The 22,682-nt window shown below is 60.6% G+C and carries 11 protein-coding genes; 10 read left to right on the top strand and 1 reads right to left on the bottom strand.

Going from position 1 to position 22,682, the window contains the following annotated elements:
• The first annotated feature begins 131 nt into the window (after window positions 1-131).
• The gene (locus FHS09_RS16440; protein ID WP_183461886.1) at window positions 132-764 is read left to right on the top strand and encodes a L,D-transpeptidase family protein; all 633 of its coding nucleotides are present in this window, start codon (window positions 132-134) and stop codon (window positions 762-764) included.
• Between the two features lie 113 nt (window positions 765-877).
• Here FHS09_RS16440 and FHS09_RS16435 read toward each other — a convergent pair whose 3' ends face one another.
• Window positions 878-2,299 carry an alanine/glycine:cation symporter family protein gene (locus FHS09_RS16435; RefSeq protein WP_183461885.1) on the bottom strand — a complete coding sequence of 474 codons (1,422 nt, stop codon included), beginning with the start codon at window positions 2,297-2,299 and terminating at the stop codon, window positions 878-880.
• Window positions 2,300-2,778: 479 nt separating this feature from the next.
• Between FHS09_RS16435 and FHS09_RS16430 the strand changes: the two genes are divergently transcribed.
• The 9 genes from FHS09_RS16430 (at window position 2,779) to FHS09_RS16390 (ending at window position 22,619) form a co-directional block, all read left to right on the top strand.
• A complete protein-coding gene (locus tag FHS09_RS16430; protein ID WP_246395098.1) occupies window positions 2,779-5,307 on the top strand; it encodes a glycoside hydrolase family 95 protein in 2,529 nt (842 codons plus the stop codon).
• Between the two features lie 64 nt (window positions 5,308-5,371).
• Window positions 5,372-8,257, top strand: a complete 2,886-nt coding sequence (locus tag FHS09_RS16425; RefSeq protein ID WP_183461883.1) for a TonB-dependent receptor — start codon at window positions 5,372-5,374, stop codon at window positions 8,255-8,257.
• Between the two features lie 135 nt (window positions 8,258-8,392).
• Window positions 8,393-10,069, top strand: a complete 1,677-nt coding sequence (locus FHS09_RS16420; protein ID WP_183461881.1) for a DUF5597 domain-containing protein — start codon at window positions 8,393-8,395, stop codon at window positions 10,067-10,069.
• An 88-nt stretch (window positions 10,070-10,157) separates the two neighbouring features.
• Window positions 10,158-13,070, top strand: coding sequence for a TIM-barrel domain-containing protein (locus FHS09_RS16415; protein WP_183461879.1), 2,913 nt, complete (start codon window positions 10,158-10,160; stop codon window positions 13,068-13,070).
• 181 nt (window positions 13,071-13,251) lie between these two features.
• Window positions 13,252-13,890, top strand: a complete 639-nt coding sequence (locus tag FHS09_RS16410; protein ID WP_221192062.1) for a tryptophan 7-halogenase — start codon at window positions 13,252-13,254, stop codon at window positions 13,888-13,890.
• Window positions 13,891-14,023: 133 nt separating this feature from the next.
• The gene (locus FHS09_RS16405) at window positions 14,024-16,216 is read left to right on the top strand and encodes a WD40/YVTN/BNR-like repeat-containing protein (protein WP_183461877.1); all 2,193 of its coding nucleotides are present in this window, start codon (window positions 14,024-14,026) and stop codon (window positions 16,214-16,216) included.
• 122 nt (window positions 16,217-16,338) lie between these two features.
• Complete coding sequence (locus tag FHS09_RS16400; protein ID WP_183461875.1) at window positions 16,339-17,919, top strand: sodium/sugar symporter; 1,581 nt, start codon at window positions 16,339-16,341, stop codon at window positions 17,917-17,919.
• A 287-nt stretch (window positions 17,920-18,206) separates the two neighbouring features.
• A complete protein-coding gene (locus FHS09_RS16395; protein WP_183461873.1) occupies window positions 18,207-20,939 on the top strand; it encodes a cellulose binding domain-containing protein in 2,733 nt (910 codons plus the stop codon).
• A 105-nt stretch (window positions 20,940-21,044) separates the two neighbouring features.
• Complete coding sequence (locus FHS09_RS16390; RefSeq protein ID WP_183461871.1) at window positions 21,045-22,619, top strand: RICIN domain-containing protein; 1,575 nt, start codon at window positions 21,045-21,047, stop codon at window positions 22,617-22,619.
• Window positions 22,620-22,682: the final 63 nt, after the last annotated feature.

Here is a 22,682-nt window from a genome sequence, read left to right as displayed (position 1 = left end):
CCGCCTTTGGGGAAAATCACTGCCTGTTGTCACGTCGCCGGAGCGCGCCCAAAAGTGCGCGCGGCGGTCAGCACTCGCAAATCGCTGTTTCTGCAAGCTTGCTTGCAAGGCTGTTGTAAGAGAGGTACGCCATGCAAAAACGCTCATCGCTTCTGAAGAAATGTTCATTCGCGGGTGTCCTGCTGCTCGGCGGCTCACTGCTGCTGAGTTCCATAGCACAGGCCGTGGACTACGGCTACGGCCCCAACCCCTATACTTCACGCCAGCAGTCGTACAACCCCTACGCGCGCCAGCAGGCAACACGCAATGGCTCCGCCTTTTGGCGGTCCGACGTACTGGGCGGCACGCCACATATCAAAATAGTGCTCAGTGAGCAGAAGGCCTATTTCTACAAGGGAGGCCGCCTCGCCGGGGTATCTCCGGTTTCTTCCGGCAAACCCGGCCACCGCACACCCACCGGCAGCTTCCGCATCAGTGAGAAAAAATTGAACCACCGCTCCACTTTGTACGGGCACTACGTGAGCCCGCGCGGCTATGTGCTGAGGAGCAATGTGAACGTGCGCCGTCACCGCCGGCCCCCGGGAGCGGTTTTCCGCGGCGCCTCCATGGACTACATGATGCGCTTTAACGGCGCCTACACTATCCACGCGGGGCACGTGCCCGGCTATCCCGCCTCCCACGGCTGCATCCGCCTGCCTTGGCATATGGCGCAAATCTTCTTCCGTAATGCGAGTGTGGGCACCCGGGTCAGCGTTGTACATTAGCGGGGAGTGGAACTCACAGGATTGTTGCGGGGGCGGTCCTTGCGTTCGCCCCCGCAAAATTTTCGCCATTCCGGCTCAAGGCCGATACGGGCCAATGGAGCCTGAACTGATACTTACAATGCCGTCCCCGCTTTCTCCTGCGTTTTCCCGGTTTGCGCCAATTCCTCAAAATACTTTTTCGCCGCGCGGTTCACACGGCCCGCGAGCAGCAACGTGGAAGTCATGGTGGGCACCGCCATGATCGCGTACATACCGATAATGATATTGTTCACCGCACTGAGCGATGCCACCGCACCGATCACCACCAGCAGCAGATAGACCGGCGTGTAGTAGCGCTGGTAAACCCCGTTGAACAGGAAGTTCAGGCACTTCACCCCGTAATACCAGTTGGCCACGATGGTGGTGAACGCCAGCGGCACCACCATCATCAACAACAACAGCGGCCCCCAGTGCCCGAACACCTGGGAGAAGGCGCCGGCGGTGAGGGTGACCCCCTCGATACCCTCGCTCAGCTCCCAAGCGCCGGTGAGCAGAATCACCAGTGCGGTACAGGTGCAGATCACCAGGGTATCCACAATCGGCCCCACCATGGCCACCACCCCCTCGCGGATCGGCTCGTTGGTCTTGGCCGCGCCGTGGGCCATGGACTCGGTGCCGATACCCGCCTCGTTGGAAAAGGCCCCGCGGCTGATACCGATTTTTATCACGGTGCCCAACGCGCCTCCGGCTACCGCCTGGCCGCTGAACGCATCGGAAAAGATCAGTGCAAAAGCGGCGGGCACCTGCTGCCAGAAAGCCCCGATCACCACAAACGTCATCGCCAGGTAGAACAGCACCATGGCCGGCACCAGGCGCACCGCCAGTGCGCCGATACGCTGGATGCGCCCGACGATCACCACCGCGGTCAGTGCCGCCAGCACCACGCCGATGGAAAAATTGAAAGCCAGCGCGCTGTCCGCCCCAATCCAGCCCAGCGGCAGGGCAAAGGACTCGCGCAGCAATTGAACCGCCTGGTTGGCCTGGAACACCGGCAGCGCGCCGCAGAGCCCCGCCAGGGCGAACAACAGCGCCAACGGCATCCAGCGCCTGCCCAGCCCCTCGCGGATCACGTACATGGGCCCGCCCTGCAGTTCGCCGGCGGCATCGCGGCCGCGGTACATCACCGCCAGGGAGGCGGTGTAGAACTTGGTCGCCACCCCCACCAGCGCGGTCACCCACATCCAGAAGATTGCCCCCGGCCCCCCGGTACTGATGGCCAGCGCCACCCCGGCGATATTGCCCAGGCCCAGGGTCCCGGAGAGCGCCGTGGACAGCGCCTGGGAGTGGGGTACCTGGCCCGGGTCGTCGCTGTTGTCATAATGGCCCCGCAGCAGGGCTACGCTGTGGCCGAGATGGCGGTAGGGCCTGCCGCGGGAAACGACAAGCAGGGCCAGGCCCCCGCCCACCAAAAGCACCAGCAGCGGAGCTCCCCAAACAAAGGAAGCGAAATTGGCGAGGGCAGAGTCGATAGCGGAGATAGCGGAGAGTAAAGGCATCAAATTAGTGATCACACAGGAAGAAGGGGTCGGAATGGACATTCTCCGGACAAGCGGGACCGGGTACAAGGCCCCAGCTCCGATGGGACCAATACCCTGCCAGACTTAGACAAGGGGAATCGCTCGACTGCGAAAAACCGGGACCGGCCACTTTTTATACAATTTTTCTCTAAATAGCTGGCCATCCACTTCAAATTTGTGTAAAAAATAGCCAGGACAGAGTCTCTTTCGTGACCAACACCCAAGCCCAGCAAAAGGCCAGAACCTATTTAGCATATTATTGCTATAAATATTGTAAACGTTTACATTGGATGTTAACGTTTTCACGTACAGGATCGGAAGGGCCTCTGAGAACCGTATCCAAAGGATAAAAACAATTTAGAAATCAATAAGTTACGGAAAAAGCCGAAAAGCGCCCGTGAACCCGGGCGGGCGTAGAAAGCCGTTTCAAAATAATAAACGCTTGCGTACTTACAGTGATGATGCCCACAACCAGCCCCAAACATATGCCCTCGGGTGAAAGGCCCGACCGGCACACCGCCCAGCGACAACGCCTCTGCGCTGCCGTCGCGGTCTGTATTTTTCTGGGAAGCATCGTACCGGCGCAAGCGTCGCAACAGGCGCTGGAGAGCAGCAGCTCTCTCCCTACCCTCTGGTTCGACAGACCCGCCCAGGACTGGGAGCGCGAAAGTCTCCCCATCGGCAACGGCGCCATGGGCGCGGCGGTCCAGGGCGGCATCGCCGTCGACCACCTGCAGTTCAACGAAAAGACCCTGTGGACCGGCGGGCCGGGAAGTGAAGGCTATGACTTCGGCCTGCCCCGGGAGCCGCAAACCAAAGCCCTGGAACAGGTGCGCGAAACCCTTGCCCGCGAGGGCGCCCTCTCCCCGAAGGCGGTGGCCGCGGAACTCGGCCGCGAAGTGACCGCCTACGGCAACTACCAGAGCTTCGGGGAGCTACTGCTGCAATTTCCGCAGAAGGAAGAAGAAGCCTCCGACTACCGCCGCGAACTGGATATCGCCAACGCGGTTGCCCGGGTCAGCTACCGCTCGGGCGGCACTCACTATACGCGGGAGTATTTTGCCAGCTACCCGGACCGGGTAATCGCCGTCCACCTGCGCGCCGACCGCAAGGGCAAAATCAGCTTCAAGGCCAGCCTGCGCCTGCCCGACAACCGCAGCGCCGAGCTGACCACTGCGGATGGAAGAATCACCGCCAGCGGCCAACTGCACGACAACGGCCTGCACTACGAAACCCAACTGCGGGTAATCGCCGAGGGCGGCAAAGTCTCCCGCAACGGCAACGGCATCAGCGTCACCGGCGCCGACAGCGCCACCCTGCTGCTGGCCGCGGGCACCGACTACGCATCGAATTACCCCCGCTACCGGGGCCCCAATCCTCACAGGATGGTGGAGGCCGGCATCGGCCGGGCGAGCCGCAAAGGCTACCCGGCCCTGCTGGCCGACCATATCGCCGACTACCGCGCCCTGTTCGATCGCGTCACCCTGAACCTCTCCCCTGTAGGAGCGGCGGGGCGGCCATCCGCCGCTGGCCGCCCCGCCGCTCCTACAGACAGGCCAATCGACCAGTGGCTAAAAAACTACGGCAGCGGCGACCAGGCCGCCGACCGCACCCTGGAAGCACTGTATTTCCAATACGGCCGCTACCTGCTGATCAGCTCCTCCCGGAACGGCTCCCTGCCGGCCAACCTGCAAGGGGTATGGAACAATTCCGCCACACCGCCGTGGAACGCCGATTACCACGTCAATATCAACCTGCAGATGAACTACTGGCCCGCCGAAGTCACCAACCTGGCGGAGACCATCGGCCCTCTGTTTGACTTTATCGACAGCCTTCGGGAGCCGGGCGAGTTGGCCGCGGAAAAACTACTCGGCGCGCGCGGCTGGACCCTGTTCCTCAACACCAATATCTGGGGTTTTTCCGGAGTCATCGCCTGGCCCACTGCCTTCTGGCAACCGGAGGCCGGGGCCTGGCTGGCGCAACACTATTACGAGCACTACCTGTTCTCCGGCGATCTCGACTTCCTGCGCGAGCGCGCCTACCCGACCATGAAGGGCGCCGCGCAGGTGTGGTTGGACACGCTGGTACCGGACCCGCGGGACGGCCTGCTGGTGGTCAGTCCCAGCTACTCGCCGGAACACGGCGACTTCACCGCCGGCGCCGCCATGTCCCAGCAGATTGTCTTTGACCTGCTGAGCAATACCCGCGACGCCGCGGAACTGCTCGGCGACACCGCATTCGCCCGGCAACTGGACGACACCCTGGAAAAACTAGACCCGGGCCTGCGCATCGGCTCCTGGGGCCAGTTGCAGGAATGGAAAGCGGACCTGGACGACCCGGAAAACCACCATCGCCACGTCTCGCACCTCTTCGCCCTCTATCCCGGCGACCAGATAGCCCCGACCCCGGAATTGGTCAAAGCCGCTCGCACCTCTCTTGAGGCCCGCGGCGACGCCGGCACCGGCTGGAGCCGCGCGTGGAAAGTCGCCCTCTGGGCACGGCTCGCCGACGGCGATCGCGCGCACAGGATTCTCGCCGCGCAACTCAGCGAAAGCACCCTGCCCAACCTGTGGAGCACCCACCCCCCGTTCCAGATCGACGGCAACTTCGGCGCGACCGCCGGTGTCGCGGAGATGCTGCTGCAATCCCACGCGGGGGAGATCCACCTGCTGCCGGCGCTGCCCCAGATCTGGCGCAACGGCTCGGTGACCGGCCTGCGCGCCCGCGGCGACGCCACCGTGGGCATGCACTGGCGCGACGGAAAATTACTGCACGCGCGCATCCACAGCGGCCGCTCCGGCGAAATCCGCCTGCGCCTGCCGGCAGGTGGCAAATTTATTTTGCGCCGAGAGACGGACAACAAAATTCTCAGCCCGCAAGGTGAAGGGAAACTCAAAACCTTTACTGCGCAGGCGGGGGAAACCTATCTCCTGGAAAACGGCAAGATCCCGCAACAACCAGCGGGCTCCAAGGCCGCGGGGAGATAGATTTAGCAGAAGCAATGGAAAGTGTCTTAGGTTATAAATTGACCGATATGACAGGAGAGAAAAAATGACCGATAACAATAAACGCACCAGTACATTTACCAGAAAGAAACTGCCGCATTACATCCGTCTCGCATCAGGGGCTTCCCTGCTGGCGATGGGTGCGGCCATGCCGGCCTTCGCGCAGGACAGCGAAGCGGACGATGCGGCCTTGGAAGAGGTGGTGGTCACCGGGCAGCGCCTCAGCATTATGTCGGCCCAGGATATCAAGCGCGATGCCGACCAGATCGTGGACTCTATAGTCGCCTCCGATATCGGCAAACTACCCGATCGCAGTGTGACAGAAGCCCTGCAGCGTATCCCGGGCGTTTCCATAACCCACTTCAAATCTCTGGGTGACCCAGAGCACTTCTCCGCCGAAGGCTCCGGCGTTATGGTGCGTGGCCTCACGATGGTCCGCAGTGAACTGAACGGCCGCGATAGCTTTACCGCAGATGGCGGCCGCGCCCTAAGCTTCCAGGATGTACCCCCAGAGCTGATGGCGGGAGTCGACGTCTACAAGAACCAGAGTGCGGATCTAGTGGAAGGTGGATTGGGCGGCACTGTCAATCTGCGTACCAAGAAGCCGTTCGATTACGATGAGATGGAACTCTCCTTCACCGCCGAGGGCAACTACGGAGATTTTGTCGAGAAGACCAGCCCCTCGGGTTCAGCCCTGTTCAGCAACCGCTGGGCCGCTGGCGAAGGAGAGATTGGCGTACTGCTGGACTTCGCCTATTCGGAAGCCGCCACCCGCACCGACGGCGTCTACACCCGTGCCCTCTTCCCGCGCGAAGACCTAGTCCCCGGAGAAACCGTATACGTTCCCCGTGGCGCCGACTGGCGCAGCTACGAGTTTGACCGCGAGCGCCAGGGCGCCTACGGCGTGGTGCAGTGGCGAGTCAACGACACCACAGAAATGCATCTCCAGGTGTTCAACAGCCAGTACAAAGAGTTCTGGGACGAGAGCTCCATTTTCGTCGACAACTGGCCCTACGATATTGTACCCGCGGCCGGAACCGAGTTTACCTACGACGAAAACGGTATTTTCCGCGAGGGCGAGCTCGCCTCGGTAACCGGCGGCATTCCCATGGGTGCGGCGACGCGCTTCCAGGACCGCCAATCAGAGACCACCGATATCTCCTACAACCTCAAATGGAACCCCAATGACAAGTGGGATTTGAGTTTCGACCTGCAGCATGTGATGGCGGATACCAAGAGCCTCGATGCCACCGTAGCCACCGGTGTACAGCTGGACTCTCTTTACGTCGACCTCACTGGCGACCGCCCACAAATGCGGACCGACGCGGACTACCTGAGTGACCCGGCCAACTACTATATGGCTTTCACCATGGACAACCGCACCGACAACGAGGCCGAGGAAACCGCGCTGCGCCTGGACGCCGAATACAAATTCGATTCCGAAGTGCTTCGCTCCACTAAATTCGGCGTGCGCTTTACCGATACCAGCTCGGAAAACCACGATACCGGTTACGACTGGCAGCCCATCTACCAACAGTGGATGCGCTGGTGGGCGGTGGACGGCATGGCGCCTCTGCCCCGTGCAAATGCCGACCAACTGAGTCTGAATACATTGGATAACTTCTACCGGGGCGACGGCGTTCACCCTGGGGTGTTCATGACTCCGAATATCAGCTTGGCCTCAGGGTTCCCGCAGACCTTCCTCGACCTCCACCAAGAGGCGGCGGACTCGGGGAACTATCTGTGCTGCTACGGGCCTATCTCCGTTCGCGATATCAATGACGATGCCTACTCCAACCTGCAGGACGAAAACACCAGCGCCATTTACGGCGTGACCTACTTCGGCTGGGACGACCTGAAATATCCGGTGAGCGGTAATGTCGGAGTGCGTGTAGTCAAAACCGAAATGTCCACCGAAGGAAACACGATATATCCAACGGCCATTACCGATTTGGATGGCAATCAGGGTTTTTATCGAGAAGCACAGCCTTTGGCCGTGGACAACAGCTACACCAACGTATTGCCTAGCCTCAATCTGAAAATGGAGCTCAATGACGAATTACAGCTGCGTTTCGCCGCCGCCCGTGCCATGTCACGTCCCGCATTCGGCGATCTCCAGGCCTATCAGGTACTGAGTGCCGATCTGCCGGAGGGCACGGAGCTTGCAGATGGCCCTTCGCTTGAGGACTTCATCCTTACCGCAGACTTGTTCGATAACCCGAAACTGGATCCCACCCTGGCAGATCAGTACGACCTGTCGCTTGAGTGGTACTTCGACGACGCCGGCGGTATGGCCCATATCAACCTGTTCTACAAGGATATAACAGACCTTGTCAGCCGCGAATTCGTGCAGGAGGAGTACAACGGCTGGAGCTACAGCGTGGCCCGTCCCACCAACAACGGTGAAGGCAAGTTGCAAGGTGCAGAAGTCGGCCTGAAGAAGTTCTTCGACCAGTTGCCGGAGCCTTTCAACGGACTGGGTATAGATGCGACTTACACCTATATCGACAGCGAAATGAACTTGGAAGATATCTCCCAGCCGGTGGACACGGACTTCTCCAGTTACGCCGAACTACCGTTTACCGGTATTTCACGTGACTCCTACAACTTCACCGCCATGTACGAGTGGGGTCCGATTTCTGCCCGCCTCGCCTACAACTGGCGCAGCAAGTTCCTGATGGGTGTTGGCCAGAACGGATTTAACGGGGATACCAACGGCCAGTGGCGCCTGCCTGTATACAATGACGACTACGGCCAACTGGATGCATCGATTGAATACCGCTTCAACGAAAGCGTGGCATTCAGCTTACAGGCAATCAACATTGGCAATGCGGAGACAGTGCTGATCGCCGATCAGAATGCCGCAGGAGATCACAAGAGTTCCTACGTCAACGACACCACCTACATTGGCAGGGTCAGCGTAAACTTCTAGTAAAAAATAGACAATAACCGCGCTTACGGGGCTCGCAAGAGCCCCTGTTTTTCAAACGATGAGAAAAAACTGCATACACATAACGGTGACAACCTTGGTCTTGCTTTCCCATCCATCGGGAAAATGGAGTAGCCGATGTCTAGGTTTCTAGCAATTCTGGTCGTGCTACTGACAAGTGCCTGCACGACTTCAGAGCAAAACGAAAATTCCGTTCCCCAACTGGTCGAAAACAACGACCGCTATGCCCTGATGGTCGACGACGCCCCCTACCTGATCCTCGGCGCCCAGACCAACAACTCCGCCAACTACGCCGCGGCACTGCCCGACGTCTGGCCGGTGGTGGAAAAAATGAAGGCCAATACCCTGGTCATCCCCGTGGCCTGGGAACAGGTGGAGCCCGAAGAGGGCGAATTCGACTTTTCCTTCGTGGACACGCTGGTAAACCAGGCCCGGGAAAGGGATGTGCGGCTGGTGCTGCTCTGGTTCGCCACCTGGAAGAACAATGCCCCGCACTATGCCCCCGAATGGGTCAAGCTGAACAACGAGCGCTTCCCAAGGGTGATTACCGAAGACGGCAAAGTCCTGAATTCCCTGTCGCCGCATTTCCGGGAAACCCTGGAGGCGGACAAGAAAGCCTTCGTTGCCCTGATGCAGCACCTGAAGAAAATCGACTGGCAGCGTACGGTGATCATGGTGCAGGTGGAAAATGAAGTGGGCACCTACGGCTCCGCACGGGACTATTCCCCAACCGCGGAGGCAGAATTTCAGAAGCAGGTACCGAAAAAACTGCTCGCCGACGTGAACAGGGAAGCCGGTGACTGGCGGTCTGTGTTCGGCCGGGATGCGGACGAATTCTTCCACGCCTGGCATATCGCCCGCTATGTGGACGAAATCACCGAGGCCGGTAAGGCGGCCTATCCCCTGCCCATGTACGTGAACGTGGCCCTGCGCAATCCGTTCAAACCGGGCAAGCCGGGGAGCTACTCCAGTGGCGGCGCAACCGATAATGTGCTGCATATCTGGAAGTCCGCGGCTCCCAATATCGACATGATCTCCCCGGATATCTATTTCCGCGACCACAAAACCGTGGCCCGGGTGATGGACCTGTACAGCCGCGCGGACAACCCGCTGTATATCGCCGAGATCGGCAACGACCAACCCTACGCCCGCTACTTCTTCACCGCCTTGGGCCACGGCGCGCTCGGCTTTGCGCCCTTCGGCATGGACTACACCGACTACACCAACTACCCCCTGGGCGCGGAGAAAATGGACGACGAGACCATCGGTCATTTCTCCGAGCTATACGGACTCTTCGCGCCCATGGCGCGGGAGTGGGCCGATATCAGCTTCCGGCAGCGCACCTGGGGTGTATCGGAGCCGGTGGACACCTACAAAGACAAAAAGCTGTGGAATGCCCAGACCACCGAAGGTGAAGACGGGGACAACAACGGCGAGGCCTACACCCAGCGCCTGGACCTGGGAGACTGGACAGCCGAGGTCACCTACGGCCGTCCCATGTTCTGGATAGACCCGCCCAAAGGCAATACCCCCTCTTCCGGCGGCGCCGTGATCGCGGAGCTGGGCGAGAACGAATACCTGGTGACCGCCTTCCGCGCGCGGGTGAGTTTCTCCCCCTCGCGGGAACTCGACGGCGAGCAGTTTACGATGGCGCGAGTGGAGGAAGGCCATTTCGAAAATGGCAAATGGGTTTTCGAGCGGCTCTGGAACGGTGACCAGACCGACTGGGGACTCAATTTCACCAATGAACCTCATGTGCTGAAGGTCAAGCTGGCGACTTATAAAACAAATTGATGTGCGGCTCCTACAAGGGATACCCCATACAAAAATTACGTGATAGAACAGATTCGATAACAACTTAAAATTAGATTCGGAGAGAACCATGCAAAAACCCAAAATGAGCATACGGCCGCTCTTGGCCCTCGCTCTGTTCCCCTGGCTCTACGCCTGCGACGGCACGCCCAAGGAGCCAGAAAGCACCGCGAAAAACTGGCAGCAGACTGCCGATGGCGCAGTGGTCGAGCTGGCGGACGGCGAATTCAAGCGGGTGCGCCTGCAGGTAATCGATAACGACATCATCCGCGTAACCGCTACACCGCAGACGAGTTTCGCCAACCTGCCCGACAACCTGATGGTGATCGCCGAACCCCAGAAAACGGAGTTCTCCGTAGCGCAGAGTAACGGCCACCTGGTGATCAAGACGGAAGAAATTTCCGCGGAGGTTTCCCTGGCGAATGGCGCGGTACAGTTCAAAGACGCACAGGGCGAAGTGCTGCTCGCCGAAGCGGAGCGCAGCCTGGCCCCGGTGCAGAACGATCCCGGCCCGGTGGATGCGGATTCCTATGGAATTCGCCAGCAGTTCCAACCGCTGCCCGATGAAGCCTTCTACGGCCTGGGACAGCAGCAGGACGGTCGCGTGGACTACGCCGGTAAAAATATCGAGCTGACCACCTACAACCTGGAAATCACCATTCCCTACCTGGTTTCCAGCCGCAATTACGGCCTGCTGTGGAACAACAACGGTATTACCCGCCTGGGCGACCCGCAACCGCCGCAGCCGCTGTCCGCCGCCTTTGAACTCTACGATGCAGAGGGCAACAAGGGCGGGCTCACTGCGCGCTACTACGACGGCGATGAGCTGAAAGTGGAGCGGGCGGTAGCGGACCTCGACTACCAGTTCCTGTCCCACGCCAGCGTGCGCGAAATCCCCCTCCCGGAAGAAGTGCAGGATGCAAAAAACCTGCGCATAGAGTGGGAGGGCAGCATTTCACCGAAAACCAGCGGCGAGCACGAATTCAAAATGTACTCCAGCGGCTACGCCAAACTGTCCCTGAACGGCGAACTGCTGCTGGACCGCTGGCGGATGAACTGGAATCCCTGGTACCACAATGCCGAAGTGGACCTGCAGGCAAACAAAAAATATCCGTTGAGCCTGGACTGGACCCCCCAGGGCGGCTACTTCCGCCTGCTGCAGCACGCTCCCCTGCCGGCGGCGGAAAAGCAGCGGCTTTCATTCGCCTCCGATACCGGCAAGGCGGTGGATTACTACTTTGTCGCCGGCGACAGCAAGGACGACGTGATCTCCGGCTATCGCGAACTCACCGGCAAGGCCACCATGCTGCCGAAATGGGCCTTCGGTTTCTGGCAGAGCCGCGAGCGCTACAAATCCCAGGATGAACTGCTGGGCGCGCTGGAGGAATATCGCAAGCGCAAAATCCCCATCGACAATATCGTACTCGACTGGTCCTACTGGCCGCAGGACGCCTGGGGCAGCCACGACTTCGACAGCGAACACTTCCCCGAACCCAAGGCCATGGTGGACCGGGTACACGAGCTGAACGCCAATATCATGATTTCCGTATGGCCCAAGTTCTACCCCACCACCGAGCACTACAAGACGCTCAATGCCAAGGGCTGCATGTTCAACAAGAACATCGAGGAAGAAAACCTCGACTGGATCGGCTCCGGCTACCTGAACAGCTTCTACGATGCCTACAACCCCGAGTGCCGGGAAATCTACTGGGGCCAGATCAGGGACAAACTCAACACCCTCGGTTTCGACGCCTGGTGGCTGGATGCGGTGGAGCCGGATATCCACTCCAACCTCAGCTTCGAACACCGCAAGGACCTGATCTCACCCAACGCCCTGGGCACCGGCGCCGAAGTCTTCAACGCCTACGCACTGCCCCATGCGGAGACCGTATACAAGGGCGAGCGTGAAACCGACGGCCACAAACGCAGCTTTATTCTCACCCGTTCCGGCTTCGGCGGCATCCAGCGCACCGGCTCGGCGATCTGGAGCGGCGACGTGGTATCCCGCTGGTCCAACCTGAAGGAACAGATCGCCGCGGGCGTCGGTGTGGGCATGGCGGGCATGCCCTACTGGACCTTCGATATCGGCGGCTTCACGCCGGAGGACCGCTACCGCTACAACGGCGACGTGACCGTGGGCCACTATTCGCAGATGGACCCGGCACAGCAACAGGAGTGGCAGGAAATCAACCTGCGCTGGTTCCAGTTCGGCGCCTTCACCCCGCTGTTCCGTGCCCACGGCCAGAATCCCTACCGGGAAATTTACAATGTCGCCGATGAGGGCAGCGAGACCTACGAGAGCATGGTCTGGTACACCCAACTGCGTTATCGCCTGATGCCCTACATCTACACCCTGGCCGGTGATGCCCACCACAAGGACGGCACCATGATGCGCGGTCTGCCGATGGATTTCGGCGGAGACCCCAAGGTGCGCGATATCAACACCCAGTACATGTTCGGGCCCTCACTGCTGGTGAACCCCATCTATGAATACGGCGCGCGCAGCCGAGATGTCTACCTGCCCGCGAGCAGCGACTGGTACGACTTCTACAGCGGTAAAAAATACCGCGGTGGCCAGAGCATCGACGCCGAGGCTCCTTATGCGCGTATGCCGCTGTTCGTGAAAGCGGGTTCCATCCTTCCCACCGGCCCTGCGATCCAACATACCGGCGAAAGCCTGAATGCACCGCTCACCATCAACGTGTATGCCGGCGCGGACGGCAGCTTCGAGATCTACGAGGACGACGGCCTCAGCTATGGCTATGAAAACGGCCAGTGGTCCCGCATCCCTCTCAGCTACGACGACGCCACTGGCACCCTGACCATCGGCGAACGCATCGGCAGCTTCGAGGGCATGGCCGAAAAGCGGCAGATCAAAGTCCGCTGGATCACCGAAGGCCAGAGCGCGACGGACTTCGACGCCGAGCCGGCGGAGGCAGTGGAATACAACGGAGAAAAACTGGTCCTGAAAAAATCGGCGTAATTCCCTGGGACCGCGGAGCTATTCAGGAGCGCTGAAGGCTCCAGCTCCGCTTGCGGGCTGAAGGCCCGCCAAAGACGCGCCGGCTGCGCCGACGTATGCGGAGCCGGAGCTCCGCGGTCCCGGGAATGCGCCCATCAAACAAGGCGTATCCTACGCCCCATCACGAAACAGGCAACAATTCGTGGCGAATACAGCTATTCAAAACATCACCATCGTCGGCGGCGGCACCGCCGGATGGATGGCTGCCGCCGTGCTGGTGCACCACTACCGCGAACACCCGTTGCGCATACAGCTGGTGGAATCCGAGCAGATCGGCACCGTGGGTGTGGGCGAAGCGACGGTGCCCGGCGTAATCCGCCTGAACCAATATCTGGGTATCAAGGAGAGCGACTTCATCGCCGCCACTGGGGCCACCTTCAAACTGGGCATTGAATTTGCCGATTGGTACAAACCAGGGGAGAGCTTCTTCCACCCCTTTGCCGATTTCGGCGCACCTGTTGGCAAGCTGCCCTTCTTCCCCTGTTGGCTGAAACTGCACAAGTTGGGCCGCGCGGCACCACTGGAAGACTACTGCCTTTCCGCAGCCATGAGCGAAGATGGTCGACTGCTCGTCTACGAACAGGAGTCGTTCAGCGAAGCGAGCTGGCTCGCCATCTACAACGGTTTGCACTTTCGTCCCCGGCGATACCTGTCGGATGTGGACCAACTGGATACAGAGCAGCTTGCACAGCTTTTGGAAAAAATGCGCCGCGCCGTAGCCTTGGGCAGCGAGCACGCACCGCGCCACGAGGAGTTTCTCGCGCAACTAGCCACGGACTGACCCGGGACCGCGGAGCTCCAGCTCCGCAACGCCGGCGCAGCCGGCGCCTGATGGGCGGGCCGCGGCCCGCATGCGGAGCTGGAGCTCCGCGGTCCCAGGGGGGCGCTCCTGTAAAGGAAATGACGGCTGAGAAATGTTTAAGAGATTATTAGCTTCAATTCTTCTGATCATCTCCGCTAACGGCGCCATCGCCGGGGATGGCTATCAATGGCGCAATATCACCGTCGGCGCCGGCGGCTTTGCGCCCAATATTATTTTCAGCCCGGCGGAAGAGGGCCTCGCCTACCTGCGCACCGATATGGGCGGCGCCTATCGCTGGAACAAGAAGCTGCAGCGCTGGATACCGCTGCAGGACCAGATGGCGGAATCCAGCTATTTCGGTATCGAGAGCATCGCCGCGGACCCGAAAGACCCGGAAGTGGTGCATGTGGCCGCGGGTATGTACAAGAGAAACCCGGCGGCCATGCTGCGCTCTTTCGACCGCGGCGAGCACTGGGAAATTGTTCCGGTACCCTTCCGCATGGGCGGCAACGAGGATGGCCGAGGCCTGGGGGAGCGACTGGCGATAGATCCTGACAATACCGATAGCCTGTATTTCGGTTCGCGCCACGATGGCCTGTGGCACAGCCGCGATCGCGGCGCCAGCTGGCACAAAGTGAAAAGCTTTCCCCACCCAGGCCTGGGCTTACCCGAAGAGCGCCGGACCACCAATGCCGGTATCAGCTTTGTGGTCTTCGCAGGAGAAAGCGTTTTTGCCGGGGTGGCCGACAGGCAGAGTGCGGGGCTCTACCGCTCGGATGACGACGGCAAAAGCTGGCAGAAAATTTCCGGCGGCCCCGCGCTGCTGCCGGTAAAAGCAGCTGTTGGTGGAAACAATCTGTATATCGCCTACAGCGACAATATCGGCCCGAACGGTATCAAAGCGGGCGCCGTCTACAAACTGGATATTCGCTACGGCCGCTGGACCGACATCACGCCGCTCCCCAAAAGGGCCGAGGGCGGTTTTATGGGCATCAGCACCAGCCGGCAAGATCCGGACATCGTCGCCGTCTCCACCATCAACCGCTGGCGCCCTCGGGACACCATCTATCTCTCCCATGACGGCGGCCGCCACTGGCGGGAACTGGAATCCCACAGCACGCGGGATGTCAGTAACACGCCCTACTTGTACTGGGGTAACGAGGATTCCGACTTCGGCTGGTGGATCGCCGGTCTCGCCATCAACCCGTTCGATGAGCGGGAAATCGTATACACCACCGGCGCCACGGTCTACCGCACGCAAAATGCAGCCGCAGACAAACTGCTCTGGCGCCCCTGGGTAGCCGGTGTCGAACAGACCGCGGTAATCACCCTGACCAGCTTGCCCGCGGGTCCGGAACTGCTGAGCGGTTTCGGCGATATCAGCGGTTTCGTACACGAGGATTTCGACCGCTCCCCGCAGCGGATGCTTACCGATCCCCTGTTCGCCAATACCAACACCATCCACTACGCCGCGCAGGCACCCAATATCCTGGTACGCAGCGGCACGCCGCCACACCGGGCCCCCAAAGGACCGGGGACGACGCCGGTGCCCACCCTGGCATGGTCGGAGGACTACGGGAAAAACTGGAAACCGTTGACGGTACCACCCTTGAAATTCGGCGACACCACAAAGCGCTACGACCAGACCGGCGACAACGCCATCACCGTCTCCGCCGACGGCAGCACCTTTATGTTTATGGCCCCAGTACCGCAGGTCAGCCGCGATCGCGGCCGCCACTGGACGCCTGTGGAGGGCCTGCCGTTGCAAGCGCGACCCGTGGCCGACCGGGTCAACGCCAAAGTTTTCTATGCACTGGATTTTGCCAACAGCGAAATTTTCGTCAGCCGGGACGGCGGAGCCACGTTCAACCCGCAGAACACCCGCGGTCTACCCGAAGGTATCCGCATGGACGAACCCACCAATCGCGAACAGGCGTGGCCTCTGCTGGCCGCGCCGGACCGGGAAGGAACCTTGTGGCTGGTATCGCAGAGGGGACTCTACCACTCCACCGATGGCGGCCGTAATTTCAAAATTGTGAAAAGCGGAATCACCGTGGAACTGATGGATTTTGGCAGACCCGCGCCGGGGAAAAACGCACCGGCGCTGTTCGCCATCGGCAGTCGCGATGGGCTGCGCGCTATCTGGCGCTCCGACGACAGCGGCCGCCACTGGCTGCGGATCAACGGCGAACGGCATGAATACGGTCGTCGCTTCCGGACCATCGCCGGAGATCCGCGCCACTTCGGCCGGGTATATGTAGCCACCGATGGCCGCGGTATCGTGATGGGCGAACCGGCTCGATGAATGGGCGCTGCCCCCCGACTGTAGGAGTCTGCTTGCAGACGAATGATTTGGTGCGTTGAATCATTCGTCTGCAAGCAGGCTCCTAAAAGTGAACAGAACAATAACTCGAAAAGGTAAAAGCTATGCAACTGGCAACCGTCGATCTGCTGATCTTTATCGCCTATGTAGCGACACTGATCACCATAGGCTATCTGGTGTCCCGCGAGAAAGCCGGGCACCAGAAAAATACCCAGGATTATTTCCTTGCCGGCAAGGGCCTGCCTTGGTGGGCCGTGGGCGCTTCGCTGATCGCCGCCAATATCTCCGCGGAACAGATCATCGGCATGTCCGGTTCCGGCTACGCCATCGGACTCGCCATCGCCTCCTACGAGTGGATGGCGGCGATCACGCTCATCCTGGTGGGTAAGTACTTCCTTCCGGTGTTCGTGCGCAAGAAAATCTACACCATGCCCCAGTTCCTGGAGCAGCGCTACGATCAGCGGGTGAAGCTGGTAATGGCCATCTTCTGGCTGGGGGTTTACACCTTCGTAAACCTGACCTCGGTGTTGTGGCTGGGGGCTTTGGCGATCAATGCCATCGCCGGTGTGGAGCTGCTGTTCGGCCTGATGTTCCTGGGGCTCTTCTCCGCGGCCTATTCCCTCTACGGCGGCCTCAAGGCGGTGGCGCTGACGGATATCATCCAGGTGGTGCTGCTGGTGTTCGGCGGCCTGATGCTGTCCTACCTGGCCCTGGACCTGATCGGAGACGGCTCGGGCCCGCTCGCCGGCTTTACAACCCTGGTGCAGCAGGCACCGGACAAGTTCGACATGATCCTCGCCAAGGACAATCCCAACTACATCAGCCTGCCGGGGATTTCGGTATTGGTCGGCGGCATGTGGGTGGTGAACTTCTCCTACTGGGGCTTCAACCAGTACATCGTGCAGCGGGCATTGGCGGCCAAGGATGTCGCCGAGGGGCAGAAGGGTATTGCCTTCGCCGCCTACCTCAAGCTGCTGATGCCCATTATTGTCGTGCTGCCGGGCATCGCCGCAGTGGTATTGCTTCCGGACCTGGAGCGCCCTGACCAGGCCTACCCGGCGCTGATGAACCTGATGCCGGTGGGCTTCAAGGGTCTGGTGTTCGCGGCACTGGTGGCGGCCATCGTGTCCTCCCTGGCCTCCATGACCAACAGCATCGCCACCATTTTCACCATGGATATCTATTCCCGCTATCGGCCGCAGCAGGACGAACGCCACTATGTGCGCGTAGGCCGGGTAGCCAGCGTGGTTTCACTGGTACTGGCCATGATCTGCGCCCAGCCCCTGCTCGGCCAGTTCGAACAAGCCTTCCAGTATATCCAGGAATTCACCGGCTTCTTCACCCCGGGAATTGTGGTGCTGTTCGTACTCGGCGTCTTCTGGCCCAGGGCCACCGCCAATGGCGCACTGACCGCGGCCATCGCCTCCGCGGTGTTGTCGCTGGTCTGCTACTTCTGGTGGCCCGAGCTGCCGTTTATGGACCGCATAGGGGTGGTCTTCCTGGTCTGCCTGCTGCTGGCGGTGAGCGTGTCTCTTCTGGAAACGCGCCGCGACTTGGTGATTAACAGCGGCGGCGGTGACACCGTGGCGCTGGGCGAGATCAATTTCTCCACCACCCAGGGTTTCAACCTGGCGGCGCTGGGGATCACGTTGGTGCTGATCGCGCTCTATGCCACTTGGTGGTAACCGGACTGGTGGGCGTAATACTGTTGAGTTAAGAATCGGCACCCTGTAGGAGCCTGCTTGCAGGCGAATAAGAACAGAACTCCGTAGCCGTTCGCCTGCAAGCAGGCTCCTACAGGGAAACCTGACTCAACAGTATCGCCACCAGGTGTCCCCATCCGCCAGAACGGAAAGAATAAAAAAGCAAAACCTTTTGTAGTTGCACCGCACATCGTGGAAGTGCGGCGTAGAGGTACCCCTCCTCCACACCCAAAAAATAATTAACAACGCGATATGAGAGGAGTTTACCGATGAAAAATCCATCGTCATTGTCGAGGTTTTCCTGGCCTGCACTATTGAAGGCCTGCGCGCTGTCCCTGCTGACGTCCACCGCCAGCGCTGCACCGGCAGAGGAGTACAACTGGAAGAATGTGCGTATCGACGGCGGCGGCTTTGTGCCGGGAATTATTTTCAACCGCACCGAGCCCAACCTGATTTACGCGCGCACCGATATCGGCGGCGCCTATCGCTGGGATGAGAGCGCACAGAAATGGGTCCCGCTGCTGGACTGGGTGGGCTGGGACAAGTGGGGTTGGAACGGGGTGATGAGCCTGGCCACAGACCCGGTGGACCCGGACCGGGTGTACGCAGCCCTGGGCATGTACACCAATGACTGGGACCCGAACAACGGCGGCATCGCCCGCTCCACCGACCGCGGCGCAACCTGGCAGGTCACCGAGCTGCCGTTCAAGGTGGGCGGCAATATGCCCGGGCGCGGCATGGGCGAGCGACTGCGCATCGACCCCAACGACAACAGCACCATTTACTACGGCGCTGAACTGGGTGAAGGGCTTTGGCGCAGCACCGACTTCGGTGTCACCTGGTCCCAGGTGGGCAATTTCCCCAACCCGGGTAGCTATGCCGCCGACCCGAATGACGAATGGGGCTACGGCGACAAACTGCAGGGTGTTGTCTGGGTCACCTTCGATCCCTCGTCCGGCACTCCCGGCCAAGGCTCCGACGCGATCTACGTCGGCGTGGCGGACCTGGGTGAATCCCTCTATCGCTCCACCGACGGCGGCGCCACCTGGGAAGCCATTCCCGGCGCGCCTACCGGCTTCATTCCCCACAAAGGCGTGTACGACGAGGTGAACGGCGTCCTCTACGTGGCCATGAGTGATACCGGCGGTCCCTACGATGGCGAAACCGGCGCGGTGTGGAAATTCGACTCGGCGACGGGGGCCTGGACCGATATTACCCCGGTCAGCGGCGGCGATCTCTACTTCGGCTTTTCCGGGCTCACCATCGACCGTCAGAATCCGGACACCATCATGGTGGCCTCTCTGAATTCCTGGTGGCCGGACATGATCCTGTTCCGCAGCACCGACGGCGGCGCTACCTGGACCCGCATCTGGGACTGGGGCAACTATCCGGAGCGTATCAAACGCTATGAAATGGATATCAGCAGCGTGCCCTGGCTCAGCTTCGGCCAAAATCCGCAACCGCCGGAGGAGACACCCAAGCTGGGCTGGATGAATGAGTCGGTGGAAATCGACCCGCACAATTCCAACCGCTTCATGTACGGTACCGGCGCCACCATTTATGGCTCCACCAACCTCACCAACTGGGACAGCAACGGTACCATCACCATCCGTCCAATGATCGCGGGATTGGAGGAGACCGCGGTGCTCGACCTGGCCAGTCCGCCCAGCGGCACGGCGAATATTTTTTCCGCGCTGGGGGATATCGGCGGCTTCAAGCATCTCGACGTGGATGCGGTGCCGGACCTGATGTACCAAACCCCCTACCTCACCAGCACCACCGGTATCGACTTCGCCGAGCTGGCCCCCAACATCATGGTGCGCGTGGGCAACGCCGATGAAGCACATATCGGTGTTTCCACCTCCGCCGGCGACAGCTGGTGGCAGGCCCAGGAGCCCGGCGGAGTAACCGGCGGCGGCAATGTGGCGATGAGCGCGAACGGCGGCACCATCGTGTGGAGTCCGGACGGCGCGGCGGTACACTACTCCACCACCACCGGCAGCTCCTGGACCCAGGTCTCCGGAGTACCCCAGGGCGCGCGGGTGGAGAGCGACAGGGTCAATCCGAACAAGTTCTACGCCTTTAGCGGCGGCACCTTCTATGCATCGATCGACGGCGGCGCCAGCTTCTCCGCCACCGCTGCCAGCGGCCTGCCGGCCAGCGGCAAGTTCTTCGCGGTACCGGGCCGGGAAGGCCACCTGTGGCTCGCCGGCGGCGGGGTCGGCAGTAATGTCACTGAAGGAGAGAGTACCGGCCTGTGGCGTTCCACGGATTCCGGCACCAGCTTCAGCAAGATCGCCAGTGTCGCGGAGGGAGTCAATATCGGCCTCGGCGCTCCGGCGACCAGTGCGGGTTACCAGACGCTGTACCTGGTGGGCACCGTCGACGGCGTGACCGGAGTCTTCCGCTCCACCGACGAGGGCCAGAGCTGGGTGCGCATTAATGACGACCAGCACCAGTACGGCAATATGGGCGAAGCCATCACCGGCGACCCGCGCATTTTCGGCCGGGTCTACCTGGGCACCAACGGCCGCGGCCTGCTTTACGCGGACCCGGTAGGCGGTGGTTCCAGTTCGTCCTCCAGCAGCTCGAGTTCATCCAGCAGTTCATCGTCGAGCAGTTCCAGTTCGTCCAGCAGTTCCAGCTCCTCCAGCAGCTCAAGCTCAAGTTCCAGCTCGTCCAGTTCCGGCGGCGGCAGTAGCAGCTGCGAATATATCGAGGGCAGCCATTGGGGTGCGGGCTTTACCGGCAGTATCCGCATTACCAACAACGGCAGTGTGGAAATCAACGGCTGGGAAGTGAACTTCAGCTACAGCGGCAGCAGCCGGCTGACCAACACCTGGAACGCCAATGTCAGCGGCAGCAATCCCTACACCGCCAAGTCATTGGGTTGGAACCGCAGGATACAGCCCGGCGCCTTCGCCGAGTTCGGTTTCCAGGGTGAGAAGGACAGCAGCGAACCACTGGAGATTCCTACTATTTCCGGAGACGTGTGTCAGTAAGCCGACCGGAGAGGTTTGGGGCCGGCGAAACGCCGGCCCTATTCGTAACAATAAGGAACGGCCCTGATAACAGGGCTTCACACTCCATAATTTCCGGAATCCGAAATGAATAAAATTCTCTCATCAACAGCCCGCCCGTGGTTGACAATTTTATCCGTGACTCTGGTTATCGCTTTATCCTCCGCCCACAGTCGCGCAGCCAACTGCACCCAGGCGCCGCTATCGGGCCAGTTGTACAAGATCACCAACCTCGGCAGCGGTCACAACCTGGACGTGGCCGGCGCCTCCACCGAGGCTGGCGCCAATGTGTTGCAGTGGACCGACAATGGCAGAACCAACCAGCAGTTCACGCTCAACGACCTGGGCAACGGCTACTGGAGCATTATCGCCCGTCACAGTGGTCAGTCCCTGGATGTCTGGGAGTGGAGCAGCGCGGACGGCGGCGATATCCGCCAGTGGACATCCACCGGCGCCAGCAACCAGCAGTGGCAGCTGAAAAAATCCACCACCGGCGCGTGGAATATCGTCAGCCGGTACAGCGGCAAATCCCTGACCGCGGAGAGCAGTGCGCGCGGGGCCAACGTCCACCAGTACAGCGACAGCGCCAGCGGCCTGCAGCGTTGGTATTTCAATCCGGTAAGCGGCGGCTGCGGGCAGTCCGTGGACGGCTTCGCATCCCAGTCCGGCAGCGACGGCCTGAGCACCACCACCGGCGGCGGCAGCGCAACACCGGTAACCGTCACCAGTTGCAGCGCACTGAAATCCGCGCTCGAATCCAGTGGCGCGGCGGTGGTGCAGGTGCCCGACAACACCACCATCGACTGTCTCACCGAAGGGCGTCCCCTCGCCGCCTGCCAGGTCGCCTGCCCCGACTACCAGGACTCTGGTGAGTTCACTTACCGCATCCCCGTCGGCTCGCAGACCTGTGTCGAACTGGGTTCGGACAGCAACGACACCACCACCGTCTACCGCTTCGACACCAGGATCAATGTGGCCGACAACAAAACCCTGGTCGGCCTGGGTGCCAACAGCACTATCGAGGGCGCCAGCCTGAACCTGTCCGGAGCCAAAAACGTGATAGTGCGCAATCTGTCCATCGCCAACGTCAATCCGCATCTGGTGGAGGGGGGGGACGGTATTACCCTGGACGGCTCCAGCCATGTGTGGGTCGACCACGTAGGCTTCAGCATGATTTCCGATGGCCACGTGGACATCAGGGATAGTGCCAACGTCACCCTCAGCAACAACCACTTCGACGGCCGCAACAACTATGTGTGCGCCAACCAGCACTGGTACACAAGCGCGGTGGTGAATTCCCAGGTGACCTACCATCACAATTTTTTTGACTACACCGGTGGCCGCAATCCGAAACTGGACGGCAGCACGACGCGCGGACACCTCTACAACAATTACTACCTGGAGGTGACCTATTTCGGAATCAATGCCAGCAATGGCGCCCATGCACTGGTGGAATCCAATTACTTTGCCGATACCCGCTATCCGCATTGGAACGAATCCGGCTATATGAGCGCCAGCGGCAATGTCTACACCGGCCAGTCGGCCACCGACAGCGAGCGAGACAGCGGCGACACAGTTTTCTGGGACGTAAATATGTACAACTACAGTCCGGACGACGCCTCGGGCCTGACTTCCCTGGATGGCACCACAGGGCCCCGGTAGCCGCATAAAGGCTCACCGTAATACATCGAGCATAGGGTGCGCCGCGCGCACCGAAAGGGGTGA

The organism is Microbulbifer rhizosphaerae (genome assembly GCF_014191725.1).
Lineage (GTDB): Bacteria > Pseudomonadota > Gammaproteobacteria > Pseudomonadales > Cellvibrionaceae > Microbulbifer > Microbulbifer rhizosphaerae.
Note: the sequence above shows the minus strand (reverse complement) of the source record. Positions and strands in the feature narration are given on the sequence as shown.